This window comes from Mycobacterium europaeum, assembly GCF_002102155.1.
Taxonomy (GTDB): Bacteria; Actinomycetota; Actinomycetes; order Mycobacteriales; family Mycobacteriaceae; genus Mycobacterium; species Mycobacterium europaeum.
Genome location: NZ_LQOU01000051.1, coordinates 239,160 through 254,884, shown reverse-complemented (window position 1 = coordinate 254,884; position 15,725 = coordinate 239,160). Strand labels below are relative to the sequence as shown.

The 15,725-nt window shown below is 66.8% G+C and carries 18 protein-coding genes; 4 read left to right on the top strand and 14 right to left on the bottom strand.

The genetic code is table 11. The features are described 5' to 3' along the window. Nucleotides 1-37: 37 nt before the first annotated feature. The gene (locus tag AWC03_RS23155) at nt 38-676 is read right to left on the bottom strand and encodes an MBL fold metallo-hydrolase (protein WP_085243019.1); all 639 of its coding nucleotides are present in this window, start codon (nt 674-676) and stop codon (nt 38-40) included. Here AWC03_RS23155 and AWC03_RS23150 point away from each other — a divergent pair. The 3 genes from AWC03_RS23150 to purQ are packed head-to-tail and all read left to right on the top strand — an operon-like array spanning nt 653 to nt 2,358. Beyond that, nucleotides 653-1,387: an ATPase gene (locus AWC03_RS23150; protein ID WP_090418511.1), complete on the top strand. Its 735-nt coding sequence runs from the start codon at nt 653-655 to the stop codon at nt 1,385-1,387. The genes AWC03_RS23155 and AWC03_RS23150 overlap by 24 nt on opposite strands. Before the next feature lie 60 nt (nt 1,388-1,447). Next, on the top strand, nt 1,448-1,687 hold the full coding sequence (gene purS, locus AWC03_RS23145; protein ID WP_085243017.1) for a phosphoribosylformylglycinamidine synthase subunit PurS: 240 nt from the start codon (nt 1,448-1,450) through the stop codon (nt 1,685-1,687). Beyond that, nucleotides 1,684-2,358 carry a phosphoribosylformylglycinamidine synthase subunit PurQ gene (gene purQ, locus AWC03_RS23140; RefSeq protein ID WP_085243016.1) on the top strand — a complete coding sequence of 225 codons (675 nt, stop codon included), beginning with the start codon at nt 1,684-1,686 and terminating at the stop codon, nt 2,356-2,358. The genes purS and purQ overlap by 4 nt, the downstream gene beginning before the upstream one ends. Here the strand turns inward: purQ and AWC03_RS23135 are convergent. From AWC03_RS23135 to AWC03_RS23095, 10 genes are all read right to left on the bottom strand, one after another. Beyond that, nucleotides 2,325-3,734 (bottom strand): WS/DGAT/MGAT family O-acyltransferase, encoded by a 1,410-nt coding sequence (locus AWC03_RS23135; protein WP_208859297.1) that lies wholly within the window; start codon nt 3,732-3,734, stop codon nt 2,325-2,327. The two genes, purQ and AWC03_RS23135, sit on opposite strands and share 34 nt — an antisense overlap. 98 nt (nt 3,735-3,832) lie before the next feature. Further along, the gene (locus tag AWC03_RS23130) at nt 3,833-4,648 is read right to left on the bottom strand and encodes a lysophospholipid acyltransferase family protein (RefSeq protein WP_085243014.1); all 816 of its coding nucleotides are present in this window, start codon (nt 4,646-4,648) and stop codon (nt 3,833-3,835) included. Between the two features lie 134 nt (nt 4,649-4,782). Further along, complete coding sequence (locus AWC03_RS23125; RefSeq protein ID WP_085243013.1) at nt 4,783-5,259, bottom strand: hypothetical protein; 477 nt, start codon at nt 5,257-5,259, stop codon at nt 4,783-4,785. 110 nt (nt 5,260-5,369) lie between these two features. Beyond that, nucleotides 5,370-6,203, bottom strand: a complete 834-nt coding sequence (locus AWC03_RS23120) for an Rv0792c family HTH-type transcriptional regulator (protein ID WP_085243012.1) — start codon at nt 6,201-6,203, stop codon at nt 5,370-5,372. A gap of 5 nt (nt 6,204-6,208) precedes the next feature. Continuing rightward, entirely contained in the window at nt 6,209-6,664 is a 456-nt protein-coding gene (locus AWC03_RS23115; RefSeq protein WP_085243011.1) for a cupin domain-containing protein, read from the bottom strand. Between the two features lie 3 nt (nt 6,665-6,667). Continuing rightward, nucleotides 6,668-7,360: a haloacid dehalogenase type II gene (locus AWC03_RS23110; RefSeq protein ID WP_085243010.1), complete on the bottom strand. Its 693-nt coding sequence runs from the start codon at nt 7,358-7,360 to the stop codon at nt 6,668-6,670. A gap of 2 nt (nt 7,361-7,362) precedes the next feature. Then, nucleotides 7,363-7,563 carry a hypothetical protein gene (locus AWC03_RS27150; protein ID WP_142278490.1) on the bottom strand — a complete coding sequence of 67 codons (201 nt, stop codon included), beginning with the start codon at nt 7,561-7,563 and terminating at the stop codon, nt 7,363-7,365. A gap of 72 nt (nt 7,564-7,635) precedes the next feature. Next, nucleotides 7,636-8,610, bottom strand: coding sequence for a zinc-binding dehydrogenase (locus AWC03_RS23105; protein WP_420845692.1), 975 nt, complete (start codon nt 8,608-8,610; stop codon nt 7,636-7,638). 213 nt (nt 8,611-8,823) lie between these two features. After that, nucleotides 8,824-10,185 (bottom strand): TetR/AcrR family transcriptional regulator, encoded by a 1,362-nt coding sequence (locus AWC03_RS23100; protein WP_085243008.1) that lies wholly within the window; start codon nt 10,183-10,185, stop codon nt 8,824-8,826. Nucleotides 10,186-10,264: 79 nt separating this feature from the next. Next, nucleotides 10,265-11,137: an alpha/beta fold hydrolase gene (locus tag AWC03_RS23095; protein WP_085243007.1), complete on the bottom strand. Its 873-nt coding sequence runs from the start codon at nt 11,135-11,137 to the stop codon at nt 10,265-10,267. Between the two features lie 203 nt (nt 11,138-11,340). Between AWC03_RS23095 and AWC03_RS23090 the strand changes: the two genes are divergently transcribed. Beyond that, complete coding sequence (locus AWC03_RS23090) at nt 11,341-13,044, top strand: MOSC and FAD-binding oxidoreductase domain-containing protein (protein WP_085243006.1); 1,704 nt, start codon at nt 11,341-11,343, stop codon at nt 13,042-13,044. A gap of 14 nt (nt 13,045-13,058) precedes the next feature. On the opposite strand, the gene AWC03_RS23085 is transcribed toward AWC03_RS23090, so the two are convergent. From AWC03_RS23085 to AWC03_RS23075, 3 genes are all read right to left on the bottom strand, one after another. Beyond that, complete coding sequence (locus AWC03_RS23085; RefSeq protein WP_085243005.1) at nt 13,059-13,799, bottom strand: SDR family NAD(P)-dependent oxidoreductase; 741 nt, start codon at nt 13,797-13,799, stop codon at nt 13,059-13,061. 67 nt (nt 13,800-13,866) lie between these two features. Beyond that, entirely contained in the window at nt 13,867-14,664 is a 798-nt protein-coding gene (locus AWC03_RS23080) for a family 1 encapsulin nanocompartment shell protein (RefSeq protein ID WP_085243004.1), read from the bottom strand. After that, on the bottom strand, nt 14,661-15,671 hold the full coding sequence (locus AWC03_RS23075; protein ID WP_085243003.1) for a Dyp-type peroxidase: 1,011 nt from the start codon (nt 15,669-15,671) through the stop codon (nt 14,661-14,663). Before AWC03_RS23075 ends, AWC03_RS23080 begins: the two co-directional genes overlap by 4 nt. Nucleotides 15,672-15,725 lie beyond the last annotated feature (54 nt).

Here is a 15,725-nt window from a genome sequence, read left to right as displayed (position 1 = left end):
ATCGGGCAGAGATCGTGCAATTTTGCGTCTGCTCGCGCTAGAAGACGACCGCGTTTTCCTCGGGCAACACCTGGAAGTCGGTGGTGGTCATCTCGGTCAGCCGGCCGTAGTAGATGCCCCGCGCATCCGGGGCGATGATGCCTTGGTGGATGGGCACCGCGCGCGCCGGCGCCACCGCGCGTAGGTAGTCGACGGCTTCGGAGATCTTCATCCACGGGGCGGCCGCGGGTGTCGCCAATACGTCCACCGGCTCATCGGGAACGAACAGCGCGTCACCCGGGTGCATCAGCCGGGCGCGGTGATCGCCGTCGCCGACGAGAAATGAAATATTCTCTATCACAGGGATTTCCGGGTGAATGACGGCGTGCTTACCGCCGACGGCCCGCACTGTCAACTCACCGATCCGTAGCTCGTCGCCGACGTGCACCGCCTGGCACGGCGTGCCCAGCTGGGCGGTGGTTTGCGGGTCGGCGTACAGCGCGGCGTCCGGGTTGCCCTCGAGCAGCGCCGGCAGGCGGGTGCCGTCGACGTGGTCGGGGTGCTGGTGGGTGATGAGAATGGCCGATAACCCCGTTATGCCCTCGAAACCGTGCGCGAAGGTTCCAGGATCGAAGAGCACGCGAGTGTGGTCGAATTCCGCAAGTAGACAGGAATGACCGAAATGCGTCAGTTGCATGACTACGATTGTGCCCTGACGGGGGTGATGCCGATGCGGGTAATCCTGGCGACCATGATCGTGGTCGGCGGCCTCGCGGTGGCTTTCATTGTCGTAGTGCCCGCCCATGCCGAGCCCCAGGCGTGCCCGCCCGTGTGTGACCAGATTCCCGATTCCGCGTGGGTCCAGCGGCGCGCCGTGCCGCTGGACCCCGTCTACGGCTGGCCCGCGCTGGCGGGGGTCGCGGCGCAGGTGACCGGGGCGACGCCCGGCCCCCGATTCCGGTTCGAGGAGCTGTGTGCCACGCCCCCGGTATCCCGGGATCCGCGTGACTCGGCGGTCGCGGCACGCGCCACAGTGACCCACCCGGACGGGCAGTGGCAGCTGCAGGCTCAGATCCTGCACTGGCGCGGCGACACGGCCAGCGGCGGCGCTATCGCGGCGTCGGTGTTCAGCAACGCCGTCGCCGCGCTGCGCTCCTGCCAGCAGCGGGTGCCGGCGCAATCACCGTCGATCACCAGCGACGAAACCAACCGGATGGCCGCGGTGATCAGCGGACCGGTTGTCATGCACACCTATCTGATCGCCCACCCGGCCAGCAGCACGATCAGCGAACTCACCCTCTGGTCGTCGGGGCCGCCGCAGGTCCCGTGGCCGTCAATGGCCGACGACCCGGTGCTGAACGCCATGACCGCCCCGCTGTGCGAGGCCTACATTGCCTCGTGCCCGTAGCGGCGAGCTGCGCTTTCGCCGGTAGAGTTGGCGCGGAAACAAACCTGAGGAGGAGCGCCGGTGGGCCGGGTAGTCGTTCATGTGATGCCCAAAGCGGAGATTCTCGACCCGCAGGGTCAGGCGATCGTCGGCGCGCTGGCCCGGCTCGGTCATCCCGGGATCTCAGATGTCAGGCAGGGCAAGAGGTTCGAGCTCGAAGTCGACGACACGGTCGACGATTCTGTGCTCGCCGACATAGCGGAGACGTTGTTGGCCAACACCGTGATCGAAGACTGGACGATCAGCCGGGAGACCCCGTGACCGCGCGAATCGGCATCATCACCTTCCCCGGGACCCTCGATGATGTCGACGCCGCCCGGGCCGCGCGCCATGTCGGCGCCGAAGCGGTCAGCCTCTGGCACGCCGACGCCGACCTCAAAGGCGTCGACGCCGTGGTGGTGCCCGGCGGCTTCTCGTACGGCGACTACCTGCGTGCCGGGGCGATCGCCAGGTTCGCACCGGTGATGGGCGAGGTGGTGGCCGCCGCGCAGCGCGGCATGCCAGTGTTGGGGATTTGCAACGGCTTTCAGGTGCTTTGCGAGGCCGGGCTGCTGCCCGGGGCGCTGACCCGCAACGTCGGACTGCACTTCGTCTGCCGCGACGTGTGGCTGCGGGTGGCCTCGATCTCGACGGCCTGGACGTCGCGTTTCGAGTGGGCCGCTGAGCTGCTGGTGCCGCTGAAGTCCGGCGAGGGCCGCTACGTGGCCCCCGACGATGTGCTCGACGAACTGGAAGGGGAGGGCCGGGTGGTGTTCCGCTACCTCGACAACCCCAACGGCTCGCTGCATGACATCGCCGGGGTCAGCTCTGCCAACGGCCGCGTCGTCGGGCTGATGCCGCATCCCGAGCACGCCATCGAAGCGCTGACGGGCCCCTCCGACGACGGCTTGGGCCTGTTCTATTCGGTGCTGGACGCGGTGCTTGCGGTCTGAACGGAAGTCCCTGCGACCGAGCGTAATTCGGCGAATGATGCGCTGATCGCGTCCGTCGCTTCGTGCGGGTCGTTGAACGTGCGGTCATCGGTGAGGACGGCGACGCCGAGCTGGTCGACGTAGCTCCACACGGTGATGTTGACCGGGGCGCCCGGCGACAACACGCCGGTCGAGTAGATCTCGCTGACCGCCGCGCCGCCGAAGTGGCCGCGTTCGCGCGGGCCCACCACGCTGGAGACCGCTACGTTCATCAGCTTGTTCGGGGCGTCGCGCCGCCCCAGCCACCGGAACGCGGCCGGGGCAACGGCCGTCGGGAGGTACGCCATCAGCCGGCCGTACAGCTGCGGTCCGAGAATTTCGTGGTCTTCCTTGGCGATTCGCGTCGCCAAGGCCACCAGCCGCGCCCGCTCGGCGGGAGCGGCGACGTGTACCGGCAGCGAGATCATCAGACCGCTGATCTCGTTGCCCGTGATGCGGTCCGACCTGTCGGTGGCCGTCGGCACCGACGCGATGAGGGGCCGGTCGGCCGCGCCGTCATAGGCCAACAGCAGCGTGCGCAGGGCGCCGGCGGTCGTCGCCAGTATGAGGTCGTTGACGGTGATGCCCAGCGCCGCGGCCGCCGCCTTGGCGTCGGCCAGCGGCAGCCTCGCGCTGGCGAACCGCCGCCGGGGCGACACGACGTGGTTCAAAAAGGTCGTTGGTGCATCGAAGGCATCGGCCAGATCCGGATGGTCACCGCGTTGTTTGGACCGGCGGCGAACCCGCGTGAGCCCCACAGCGGCGTCCCTGACCAATCCCGGCAGTTCGGCGATCTGCCGGGCGTGATCGCGCGCGGCGGCGCGCAGTAGGTCAGCGGTCGAGGCGGTGGCGCCCGCCTCGTCGTTGTCACGCTCGCCGGTCGGTGCGTCTTTCAGATCCATCGCGCGGGCCAGCAGGTTGACCGAGGCGACGCCGTCGGCCAGCGCGTGGTGGATCTTGCCGATCAACGCGAACCGGCCGCCGGCCAGGCCCTCGGCGAAGTGGAACTCCCACAGCGGGCGGCTGCGGTCCAGCGGAGTGGAGGCCACCTCGCCGATGACGGCGTCGAGTTCTCGCCGGCCGCCCGGCGCGGGCACTCGCACCCGGCGCAGGTGATCGTCGAGGTCGACCTCGCAGTCCTCCTGCCACATCGGGTGATGGAGCTGCCAGGGAATGTCGACGAGCTTGTAGCGCAACGGCTCCAGCAGGTGCAGGCGGCGGCGCACATGGCCGCGGAACGCCTCGAAACCGAACTCGGGGTCGGAGGGCTCGATGACCGCCACTTTCAAGGTGTGCGTGTGCAGGTTGGGTGTCTCGCTGTAGAGCAGCATCGCGTCCATGCCATTGAGTCTTTTCACCCGCCACCTCGCTGTGCCGAAGCCACAAGATGACGAATCAGGTCGTGCTGCAGCGGTATTCCCATGGCATCGGTACCCAAGTCATCGGTCGCCGTCGGTCAGCCGAGGACGGGCAGCCGGCGCTCACTGGCCAGTCGCTTGAGCGCTGACTCCATGACCCCGCGCACATGCCTGTCGACCTCGTCGATGTCGGGGTCCGCGCCGAACCGGGCGGCGACGTCGATCGGTTCGAGCACCTCGGTCACGATCTTGGCGGGTAGCGGCAGGTTCGGCGGGAAGATCACGCTGAGGCCGAAGGGGAACCCGAAGCTCACCGGCAAGATATCCATGCGCGCCTTGGTCAGCCCGAGCTTGCGTGCCAGCCAGTTGCCGCGGGTCAAGAAGAGCTGGGTCTCCTGGCCGCCGATCGACACGGCGGGCACGATCGGCACCCCGGCTTCGATGGCGGTCCGCACGTAGCCGGTGCGGCCGTTGAAGTCGATGGTGTTGGCGCTGAAGGTGGGCCGGTACGAGTCGTAGTCGCCGCCGGGGAAGACCAGTACCACGGCTCCCGAATGCAGGGCCGCCGCGGCATTCTCACGGCTGGCCTCGATGACCCCGAGGCGGCGCAGCCAGCCGTCCAGGGGCCCGATGAACAGGCCGTAATGGCCCAACGTGTAAACGGGGCGGTCGTAGCCGAACTGTTCGTAGAACGCCGGGGAGAAGATCAACACGTCCGGTGTCAGCATGCCGCCCGAATGGTTGGACACCACCAGGGCTCCACCGGACGACGGGATGTTGCTGATGCTGCGCACCTCGGCCCGGTACCACCGCTTGATGACCGGTCCGAGTGTCTTACTGACCTGTTCGGTGAAAGCCGGGTCCCACTTGGTCGTCTCGTGGTCGTCCGCTACCCCGACACCGCTGCTCGTCATGGCTCCCCGCCGTCGTGTTCCTGCCGCTGGCTATTGATTGCCGGTGTGACTCAGCTCTCAAACCTCCCCGCGCGGCATATCCCCTTCTTCTGAGAAGAGAATGCCATATCCGTCGATGGGGAGTTCGGCCCAGGTCAGCCGGCGTCGCGCAGCAGCGGGTGCGCCGTCGACGGCTGGGCGGCCGGGCTCAGGGCGTCGAACAGGTCGGTCGCGTCGGCGATGGTGCGGTCGACGAAGGCCGCGAATTCCTCGAACGACGTATTCCGCCGGATCCAGTGCGACCTGCGCGCCACCACGCCGATCCGCTGCGGGTCGCACGAGCCGTGCACGATGGCGGTGACTTCGTGCTCGTCGCGGTTCCACGTGTCCGAGAAGTGCACCAGCCAGGGGCGCTCGGTGGCGGGAAAGAAGCAGGCGGGAGTCACGCGAACGATCAGCACATCCCCATGCGCGGGCGAGATCTCGAGATGGACGTGCAGGCGCCCTGAGGTGCACATGCGCGCGTTGGTGACGAAGAAGTAGTCGCCGTCGTGGTGGCCGCGGAAGTATCGCCGCCCCCGGGTGCGCAGGTAGCGTTCGATCAGGTTCGCGCACATGAGCTCGGTCGCCATGAAATCATGTTGCGCCCAGTGGCTTTGCGAATGCTGGGGGGCAAGCCATGAGCCCCCGAAGAAACTGTTGAGAATTTGCTGAGCGCGGCCGGAGCCGGTCGGCCCCGCGATCAAGATCGGGTGTTCGGTCGCCGCTGCACGATCCCGGCGCCGGACCCGGGCATGGTCCGCGGCAGCGTCACCGAGAACCGGTAGCGCTCCGGGCGGTAGTGAAACTCCACGACTTCGAGCGGCTTGTCGTCATTGCCATAGCTGATCCGTTCGAGCACGAGCACGGGCGAGCCCAACGGCAGGTTCAACGCGGCGGCTACCTCGACCGAGGCCCCCGCCGCATGGATCTCATAGGTGGCCCGGGCGATGGGGGTGCCCAGTCGCCGCTCCCACACCGTGTACGTGCTTTCCATCGCCCGCTCGGGTTGCGCGTCCGACACGCTCGCCAGCAGTGGCTCAACGGCCCGTCCCAGCCCCGGCGGCAGATAGGCGATCATCAGCGCCAGAGGTGCGTCTCCGTCCCGGAAACGTCGCTGGATGCATAGAACTTTGGGCAAACCCAGCGTGTCGGCGACCCGTTGTGGGGGTTCCTCGACGCGATGCGACAGAACGTCGACGTGCGGGGTGATCCCCGAACTCGCCAAGACTTCGGTGATCGTGCGCACGCCGGAACCCAATTCCTGTCTCACCGGGTTGGTCACGAAGGTCCCCAGACCCTGGCGCCTCAGCAGCCAGCCCTGCCGCTCGAGCAGTCCGACCGCCGCGCGCACGGTCACCCGGCTCAGGCCGGAGCGCTCGATCAGCTCACGCTCGCTCGGCAGGCGTCCGCCGCGGGGCAGGCGCTGCTTGATGATCGCGGCCTTGAGCGCTTCGGCGAGTTGGGTGCTCGCGGGTACGCTGCCACGCCGGACTCGGAGATCGGCGGACTCGAGGTCGAGCGACCGGCTGGTCATCGGGGTCAGAGCGGGTAGAGCGCCGGCAGGTTCACCACGACCGCCTCCTGCGTGCTGCGCGCGATGACGACCTCCGCCGGCGCGTTCGGGTCGGGGTTCTCCTCGCGGTGCGGCAGATACGGCGGGATGAAGACGTAGTCACCGGGTGAGGTCGAGATCCGCACCTCTTGGGCGCCGTCGTGAAAGACGAATTCCGGGTGGCCGCTGCGCACGTAGATGGCGGTTTCCGAGTCGCCGTGATGGTGGTTGGAGGAAACGGCCGACGGCATCGCGTGTGTCTCACCCATCCAGAGCTTTTCGGCGCCGACGGACGTGCCGCTGAGCGCGGCGAAGCGACGAAGCCCCTCCGATTGCGCGGTGTCGGAGCTGAGGTCGGACGCCTTGATGTGGTGCACCCGGTTGCCGGTGGCTTCGGTTGTTGTCTCGTCGAAGTCCGGGTGGAATCCGTCGGTGGTCGCCATCCGTCAATTATGGCGCCGTTTCTTGAGGAGTTCCTGGGTGAGCTCATGCATGTCAGCCACCACCAGGTCCGGCTGGGGCAGCCCCTCGACCGGCAGCGGTGGATTGCCTGGGCGCGCGATGAGCGCCGCGCTGAAGCCGACGTTTTGGGCGCCGAGCGTGTCCCACACGTGCGCGGCAACCATCATGCAGTCGGCCGGTGCCACCCCGAGCGTTTCGCACACGTATCGGTACACGGCGGGTGCCGGCTTGAAGGCGCGGCAGGCGTCGACGCTCAGTTGGTGTTCGAAGAAATCGGCCAGCCCAGCACTCTGCAGCGCCGTCGGCCCGTCCGGGTTGGGCGGTGAATTGGTGAGGGTAACCAGCCGAAAACCGTTGTCACGCAGCCTGGCCAGCCCTTCCGTCACATCCGGGTGCGCCGGCATGGTGAGCAGGCCCACCGTCAGCCGGTGCAGGTCATCGTCGGAGACGTGAACGTGGTGAATGTCGCCGACCATGCGCAGCACGCCCTGCGCGAGTGTGGAGAACTTCATGTAACGGTCCGCCAATGTCGCGGACATCGAGTACATGACCAGCTGGGCGAACCACTCGCGAAGCACCCGCTCGTCACCGAATAATTCGATGAAAACCGGTGCGAGTGAATCGATGTCGACCAGCGTCTCATTGACGTCGAACACCAGGACGGACGGCGGATGCACGGCTAGGCCTCAATTTTCTTCAGTGTGGGAACTTCGGGCCGTAAGTACCCGATCAAACACCGGCAAATCAACGCCATCCCGAGCAACGGCCACCACAGCGCGGCGACCCCGGCCATCGTGAAGACGCCGACCGTGATGATCACCGCGAACACGCCGTCGGAGAACGCTGCTACCCGCTCCGGGCCCGTTTCCCGCACGGCCACTACGCCCCCTCAGATCCCAGCCCGCAGGATTGCGCCTTCGGCGGACCCCTTGTGTCAACCCGACGGTACTGCTCACTGCATCACGACGACCATCTTCCCTCCGGCCTCTCCCGCTTCCATCACGCGGTGTGCCTCACGTACCTGATCGAAAGAGAAGACGCGAGACGGTTTGGCCTCCAGCGTGCCCTCCGCGACCTGCCGCGCGATGGCTTGCAGCGGCACGTCCGACAGCGGAAAGCCAGGAGCCCCAAAGACGAAGCTGCCGAAGAAGTTCCAGTTGACACCGCTTGCCATGCGTAACAGCGGGTTGAAATCCCCGATGGGATCGAGTCCGCCCAGCCATCCGGCCAGGCAGGCCGTCCCGCCGCGGCGCAGCATGTCCAGGGAGTCCAAGATGGTGCTGTTGCCGACCAGGTCCAGGACGGCGTCCACCCGCTTCGACTCGGGGAGATGGTCCGCCAGGTCGCGCCGTTCCAATTCGGCGCGGGAGGCGCCGAGCTCTTCCAGCTTGGAGAACCGGCCATGGCTTCGTGTGGTGGCGATGACGCGCGCGCCGGCGGCGACGGCCAGCTTGAGCGCGGCCTGCCCGAGTGATGAGGTCGCGCCGCGCAGTACCAGGGTTTGCCCGGCCGTCAGGTCGAGGTTGCGGAAGAGGCACGTCCAAGCGACCGCGTAGGTTTCGGGCAGCGCCGCCAAATCCGACCAGGACAGCTCGGATTCGATGAGGGCGACGTTGGAGGCGCGCACACGCGTGTACTGCGCATAGCTGCCGTTGATGGTGCGGCCCAGACCGCCCATCAACGCCGCCACCCTGGCGCCCACCGGGAATTCACCGCCCGGACACGAGTCGACGACGCCGACGCATTCGATGCCGCTGACTTCCGCGGCTTCGGCCCATTCCCCCCGACGCATGTGCAGCTCGGCGTGATTGAGGCCGAACGCCTTGACTTCGATAACCACTTCGCCGTGCCTGGGTAGCGGCTTCGGAATGTCTGCGTAGACGAGCCTGTCCAGGCCGCCGAATCCCTCGAGGATGATGGCCCGCATGGTTTCGCCGCCGGGGTGCTCGCGCACGACCGCAGGCGCGGTGGGTAGCTGGGGCGCTTCGATGGTCGACACTTGCCGCTCCTCCCAAATGCCCAGTGGGCATCCATATCTGGATGTGCGGAACGACGCCAGAGGGGCTTCGTCCATAATGGGCTAGCTAACCCATTTATTATGGGCTACCTATCCCAATCTGTCCAGTGGGATGGTGTGACGTCACTTGGCTCGGGACCGGCCGCGGCGTCGCGCCGGAGTGGATCGTCCTTTGCGGGCGGGTGTCGTGAAGGCGTGCACGTAGTCGACGGCGGCGTTGACTGCGGCCCGCAACGGTTCCGGATTCCCGGTGGCATATGTCAACATCGCACCGCCCTGGTGCGCGACGACCAGCGATACCGCCAGGTGGCGCGGATCGGTGTCGGGGCGCAGCTCGCCGCGCCGACGCATGGCCGCAAGGCCCGTCTCAAAGAGCTCGATCCACTGGTCATAGCCGGCGGAGAGCTCCTGGTGTAATTCGTCGTCGGCGTCGATCAATTCCCCCGCCAATGAGCCGTAGACGCAACCTCCTAAGCGGTATACGGCGTCGATGTCGGCGATGCAGGCGTCGGCCCACTTCTGCAGGGCGTCGAGGGTGTCCAGGTCGCCCAGCGGTGGCCGAGTGTGGAAGGCCCGTACGTCTTCGCGGCGGGCGGCGATCACCTGACGAGTCAGCTCGCGCTTGTCCTGGAAGTAATGCGCGATCTGCGAGCCGCCGACCCCGGCCGCTTGGCGCACCTGCTCGATGCTGGTGCCGGCGACGCCGCGCTCGAACATCAGGCGCGCGGCGACCTCGACGATGCGCGCGCGTGTCGCCTGTCCCTTGCGGGTGAAACGCGTTGGGCTGTCGTCACTTTGGTCGTGCACCTTGCTTATGCGCCGAGGACGCCGGGCGGGCCGGGCGACCCGCTCGCCGGGATCGGTGGCGAAGCGGCGCAGGTGGTTGATTGCGAAGCGGACCGCGTCGGCGTGCGGCCATTCCGCGCGGTAGGTGAAGGCCAAGGTGCCACCGCCCTGATGGGCGGCGACGATCACGATCGCCAGCGCGCGCGAGTCGGCCTCAGCGACCACGACGCCGTCATCTTTCATTCGCTGGATCGTCGCGTCGAGCAGGTCGACCCACTGCCAATAGCCGGCCGCCAACGCCTGTCGTATCGCATCGTCGGACTTCGCCAGCTGGGCGGCGAGGGCGTGGTAGGTGGGCGTGCCGAAATATCCGATGCGCCTGAGGTACCGCATATTGAGGTCGATCCACCGCTCGAAGTCGGCGAACGAAGCCAGACCACCGAGCTTGGGCTGCCGGTGAAAGTCGAGAACCACGCCGATCTGCCGCCGGATGACCGCGCGAATGAGGGCGTTCTTGTCGGCGAAATAATGGGTGAGCTGCGAACCGCTGACCGACGCCGCCCTGCGTACATTCTCCATGTTCAAAGCGGACAGGCCCTCGGTGACGATCAGTTGGGCGGCCGCGTCCACGATGCGATCCCGGGTGGCACGCCCCTTGGCGGTCAACCGTTGTTCGTCCTGAACATCGGGATGGGCCATCGCGTCAGGCTAACTCGCGGGCGCCCCAAACTATGGGATATCCAACCCAATGAAGCGCCGGAGGCGCCGGCGGTCCCGGTCAAGCGGTCATGTCAACCCTGGCCAGGAAGCGGCGGATCAATTCGGCGACCTCGTCCAGCGCGGACTCCAGCAGGAAGTGCCCGCCGTCGAGCAGTCGGATCTCGGCATCCGGGAGGTCGTCGGCGAACGCCTCGGCGCCGGCCGGGCCGAATATCTCGTCGCCGCGACCCCACACCGCGAGCAGGGGCACCTGGCTGGCGCGAAAGTACTCGTGCAGCCGCGGATACAGCGGCGCGTTGGTCGCGTAGTCCCGCAACAGCTTCAGTTGCACCAGGTCGTTGCCCGGACGCGATATGAGCGCGTAGTCGTGATGCCAGGATTCGGGGTCGAGCAGGGTCTCGTCGGGAACGCCGGTGACGTACTGCCACCGGGTGGCGTCCAGTGTGAGGAACTGCCGTACCGCGGCCTCGGTCTCGGGCGTCCGTTCGCGTTGGTAAGCGCGCACGACCTTCCAGAAGTCGTCGACGAATCCCGCGTCGTAGCCATTACCGTTCTGGCTGATGATGGCCGTGATCGCCGAGGGGTCGCGCAGAGCAAGTCGCCATCCGATCGGTGCGCCGTAATCCTGGACGTACATGGCGTATCTGTCGATGCCGAGCGTGCGGAGCAGGCCGCCGGTCAGGTCGGTCAGCGCATCGAAGGTGTAGTCGAACTGTTGCACGGACGGCGCGTCGGAAAGCCCGAAGCCCAGGTGGTCCGGTGCGATGACGTGATAGCGGTCCGCGAGCGCCGGCAGCAGATGCCGGAACATGTAGGAGCTGGTCGGAAAGCCGTGCAACAGCACGAGCGCGGGAGCGCTGGGGTCACCCGATTCCCGGAAGAAGAGCTGGTGACCGTCGACGGTGGCGTATCGATGATGGACAGCCGGCATGACATTCCTCCTCATGGCTCCGGCCCGCAACTCAAGGTGGCGGTTGGCGGACGCTACCGCATCCACGGTTTTGATTTTTGGGATGCTTAGCCCAGTATGCATCAACACGAGCTTGGCGCAACAGCCCGTCTGGGTTGCCCAATGGCCCGGCGCGGCATATTCTGGGTCAGCCAGCCCAGTTACGGGGGCCCGGAGGTGACACGGTGGGCAAGCTGGTTTCGGTAAACGTCGGTCTGCCCACAAACGTGGAATGGCGGGGCAAGACGGTCTACACCGGTGTCTGGAAAGCTCCGGTTCAGGGGCCGGTCATGGTGCGCCGCCTCAATGTCGATGGCGACGGCCAGGGTGATCTCGCCGGTCACGGGGGTGAGCATCGTGCGGTCATGGTGTACCAGACAGAGTCATACGACTTTTGGAAGAAATACCTGCGTCGCGACGACCTAGTGCCTGGCCACTTCGGGGAGAACTTCACGATCGCCGGCTTGCCCGACGACGATGTGTGCATCGGTGACCGCTATCGGATCGGTGAAGCCGAATTCGAAGTTACCCAGCCCCGTGTTACCTGCTTCCGAGTCGGAATGCGGCTGAACGAGCCAAAGATGCCGAAGCTGCTTGTCTCCCAACACCGCCCGGGATTCTACTTTCGCGTCATCGTCGAGGGGCAGGTCAGCGCCGGTGACGAGATCGTGCGTACCCGCCGTGGTCGCCACGAACTGAGCGTCGCCGACGTCGACGCGCTGTTGTATCTGCCGGACCGTGACCGCGACCAACTCCGTAAGGTCGTCGATGTCGCCGCGCTCAGCCCCGGCTGGCGGCAGTCCTTCCGGGACATGTTGGAGGCGCAGCGGGAACCCGCGGCAGAGATCACGGCCGCGCAACCGGCGTGGGATGGATTCCGCTCCTTGCGCGTCAGCGAAATACGCCAGGAGAGTTCACAGGTGATGTCCATCTGGCTGGAGGCTGACGACCACGCCGTCCTGCCGTCGCCGCTTCCCGGGCAATACCTGCCGGTGCGGATCCCCGGCGCGGGCATGCCGGCGCCGCTGCGCAGTTACTCCCTCTCGGGCGACCCCGCGGCAGGGTATTTCCGCATCAGCGTCAAACGCGAAGAGCACGGCCTGGTGAGCCGATGGTTGCACGAGCACCTCGAGCCGGGCTCGGTCGTTGAGGCCGCGGCCCCACGGGGTGATTTCTACCTGGCCGACGACGACGGTCCGGTGCTGTTGATGTCGGCGGGAATCGGCATCACACCCGTTTTGGCGATGCTGCACGTGCTGTCAGCGGCCCAGAGCGCCCGCGAAGTCTGGTGGCTGCACACCGCCCGCAGTCCTGAAACACACGCGTTCGCAGCCGAGGTCGCCAGCTTGATCGGGTCGCTGCCGCATGCGCGGCAGTTGGTGTTCTACACGCAGACCCAGGGACGGCTGGACCGGCAGTCCATCGCGGCACTGGGTATCCCGGTCGACGCGACGGCGTACCTTTGCGGCCCAACCCAATTCATGAGCGACATGCGCGACGCGCTGGCCGCTGGCGGGCTGGACCCTGCGCGGATCCATAGCGAACTATTCGGCGCCCTGCCGCCGATCAACCCCGGGATCGTCGACGGTACCCCTCGTCAGCCACCGCATCCCCCGGCGGGCCCTCCGGGGGCGGGGCCGGCAATCACGTTCGCACGCAGCGGCCTGACGGTCGGCTGGTCGTCCGTCTGCGGAAGCATTCTCGACTTGGCAGAAGCATGCGACGTGCCCACCCGATACTCCTGCCGAAGCGGAGTCTGTCACGTGTGCGTGACCGGCATCGTTGCCGGCAACGCCACATATGTGCAGCAGCCCTTGGAGGCTCCCGAGCCGGGGACTGTGCTTATCTGCTCGGCGGCCCCAGAGACCGAGCTGGTGCTCGACCTGTAGCGGAAACCGTTGCTTCAGGCGGCGATCGCGCGTTGACCGCCGCTCACCGGCACGACGGCGCCGTTGACATAGCTGGCGTCGGGGGAGCTGAGGAACACGACCACGCCGGCGATTTCGCTCGGCTCGGCGGGTCGGCCGATCGCGGTGCCGGCCGCCACGGCGTCCAACACACCAGGTGTAACCGCTACGCCGGGAGTGTCGGTTGGCCCCGGCGCGATCGCGTTCACCCGTACCCCCGACCGACCGAACTCATCTGCCCACACGCGGGTCAATAGCTCCAGGCCGGCCTTGGTCGCGCCGTAGATGCCCGCGCCGCTCGCCGGTGCCGATGCTGCGACGGTGCTCACGTTGACCACGGTGCCACCGCCGCGCTCGATCATTGCCGGCACCAGTTGCTGGACCAAGATGTACGGGGCGCGCAAGTTCACGTTCACGTGGTCGTCGAACGTTGCGTCATCGGTGTCCACGGTGGCTCCGAATTGGTAGATACCGGCGTTGTTGACCAGTATGTCAACCGGTCCCGCCTCGGCCGCCAACCGGCGCACGTCTTGGCTGTCGGTGAGGTCGGCGGCAACGAATCGCGCTCTGCCGCCGGCGCTTTCGATCTCCCGAACCGTCTTCTCGCCGCGTTCGGCGCTACGGCCGTGTACGACCACCTCGACGCCACGTTCGGCGAGTTGCAGCGCGATCGCTCGGCCGATCCCTGATGTGGCTCCGGTCACCAACGCGGTGGAGCCGGCCATTGTCGTTGCCATCGCACCCTGCCTCCGGGAAAGAAGTTCATTTGCCTTCCCGTCAGCAGCGGGCCGCGGCCGTTTATTCCTAGGAGCCCAGCGGGACGGCGGCCTCCGCGGTGTAGCACAGGAAGGTCAGCGTCTCCTGCAGATACAGCCGCACGGTGTCCGCGTCGTGGCTGGTGTAGCCGATCGACACGTCGGTTCCCAGCTGCAGATCGAAGTCACCACCGCGGGTGGTCAGCACGAAAGCACCGTCGATCGCCGGCGCCCAGATGATGTCCCCGGGAACCAGCCGGTCGATGTGTTCGAGGATCGGATATCCGTGTTCGGTGGTCTCGCTGACCTTCGTGTAGACGTCCGCGGACAGCAGCACCGAGTAGGGGCCGTCGACTCCGGCCAACCGCAGTTCGGAGATCGCCTGGGTGATGACATCCGGAATCTCGCGCGGGTCCGCCGGCAAGGTCAGCGGCTTGTTCGAGCTGGCGGCGCGGATGCCCTCGATCGACGCGGCGGGGTAGCCCTCGAAGATGGCGCGATCTTCGACGAATGCCAGCTTCTTGGCGGCGGCCTTGACCGGATCCCAGTCGGAGTCTTGCGCGCCGCGTTCGACGTTGTCGATCTCGTAGCGCGACAGGGTGAACGGAACCCGAAGCCGGACAAGGGGTTTACTCGCCCGCAGATGGGCCTCCACGCCGTCGGAGGGTGACGCCACGTCGAGCAGCCGACCGGTGCTGACCGCCGCCGTGGCCGGGCCGCCGGGCCCGCTGACATCGACCACGCGGCGTCCGGCGACATGGCGTTTGAACGTTCGGGTCGCCTCCAATTCGATTTCTTCCCAGGCGGCTTCGGTGACCGGTGCCAGGTCGCGGTAGAGGTTGTTCATGAAGTGGTTCCTTTCAGGCTGCCGATCGAGAGTGAGCCGTCCTGGGCGGCGGATGTTTCCGCCACGGGCGGTGCGGGCAATGGCGGTGGATCGTCGAGGAAATCGACAGTGGGCGAGAAGAACAGGCCACCGGTGATCGCGGTGGAGAATTCGAGGATGTGGTCGGTGTTGCCGGGCGGATCCCCGAGGAACATGTTGCGCAGCATCTGTTCGGTGACCTGCGGCGTGCGGGAATAGCCGATGAAATAGGTGCCGTACTCGCCCTTGCCGAGTTCGCCGAACGGCATGTTGTGCCGCACGATCTTCAGCTCGGTGCCGTCGTCGTCGGTGATGACGTTGAGGGCGATGTGGGAGTTGGCCGGCTTTTCGTCCTCGCCGAGTTCCAGGTTCTCCAGCTTGGTACGGCCGATCACCAGCTCCTGCTCGCTGACGGAAAGCGAATTCCACGAATCCATTTCGTGCAGGTACTTCTGCACGTGCACGTAGCACGAGCCCTCGAATTCGGGATCCTCTGGCCCGATGGCGGTCGCGCTGACGGCGAGCTGGCCGCCGGGGTTCTCGGTGCCGTCGACGAAGCCCAACAGGTCGCGGTTGTCGAAGTAGCGGAATCCGTGCACTTCGTCGACCACGGTGACGGCACCGGACATCGACCTCAGGATGCGGTCGGCCAGTTCGAAACACACGTCCAAGCTTTCGGCCCGGATGTGGAACAACAGATCCCCGGGCGTCGCCGGGGCGGTGTGCCGCGGGCCGTTGAGTTCGACGAACGGGTGCAGCTCGGCGGGACGCGGCCCGGAGAACAGCCGATCCCAGGCCCGCGAGCCGATGGAGGTGATCGCCGACAACCGCTTCGGCGGCTCGCGAAAGCCGATCGCGCGCACCAGACCGGAGATGTCGGGCAGCGCGTCATGAACCGTGGCTTCTCCGCCGTCGTCGATGGTCACGACCAGAAAGACCGCCGCGGGTGTCAACGGCTCGAGGATCGGCTGCGGCTGGACGGCGGGCACTCTGCCGACCCTAGCGTGGCGACGGCGAGCGCAGGAAGTGCGCGAGTGAGGAGC

Coding starts and splice junctions, on each gene's coding strand:
- AWC03_RS23150 (WP_090418511.1), top strand. CDS start 653: ATGACCGAAATGCGTCAGTTGCATGACTACGATTGTGCCCTGACGGGG.
- AWC03_RS23155 (WP_085243019.1), bottom strand. CDS start 676: ATGCAACTGACGCATTTCGGTCATTCCTGTCTACTTGCGGAATTCGAC.
- AWC03_RS23130 (WP_085243014.1), bottom strand. CDS start 4,648: ATGACGAGCAGCGGTGTCGGGGTAGCGGACGACCACGAGACGACCAAG.
- AWC03_RS23125 (WP_085243013.1), bottom strand. CDS start 5,259: ATGGCGACCGAGCTCATGTGCGCGAACCTGATCGAACGCTACCTGCGC.
- AWC03_RS23120 (WP_085243012.1), bottom strand. CDS start 6,203: ATGACCAGCCGGTCGCTCGACCTCGAGTCCGCCGATCTCCGAGTCCGG.
- AWC03_RS23115 (WP_085243011.1), bottom strand. CDS start 6,664: ATGGCGACCACCGACGGATTCCACCCGGACTTCGACGAGACAACAACC.
- AWC03_RS23105 (WP_420845692.1), bottom strand. CDS start 8,610: ATGCGGGCCATCATCCTCGAGGGATTCGGCGGCCTGGACAGGCTCGTC.
- AWC03_RS23100 (WP_085243008.1), bottom strand. CDS start 10,185: ATGGCCCATCCCGATGTTCAGGACGAACAACGGTTGACCGCCAAGGGG.
- AWC03_RS23095 (WP_085243007.1), bottom strand. CDS start 11,137: ATGCCGGCTGTCCATCATCGATACGCCACCGTCGACGGTCACCAGCTC.
- AWC03_RS23085 (WP_085243005.1), bottom strand. CDS start 13,799: ATGGCAACGACAATGGCCGGCTCCACCGCGTTGGTGACCGGAGCCACA.
- AWC03_RS23080 (WP_085243004.1), bottom strand. CDS start 14,664: ATGAACAACCTCTACCGCGACCTGGCACCGGTCACCGAAGCCGCCTGG.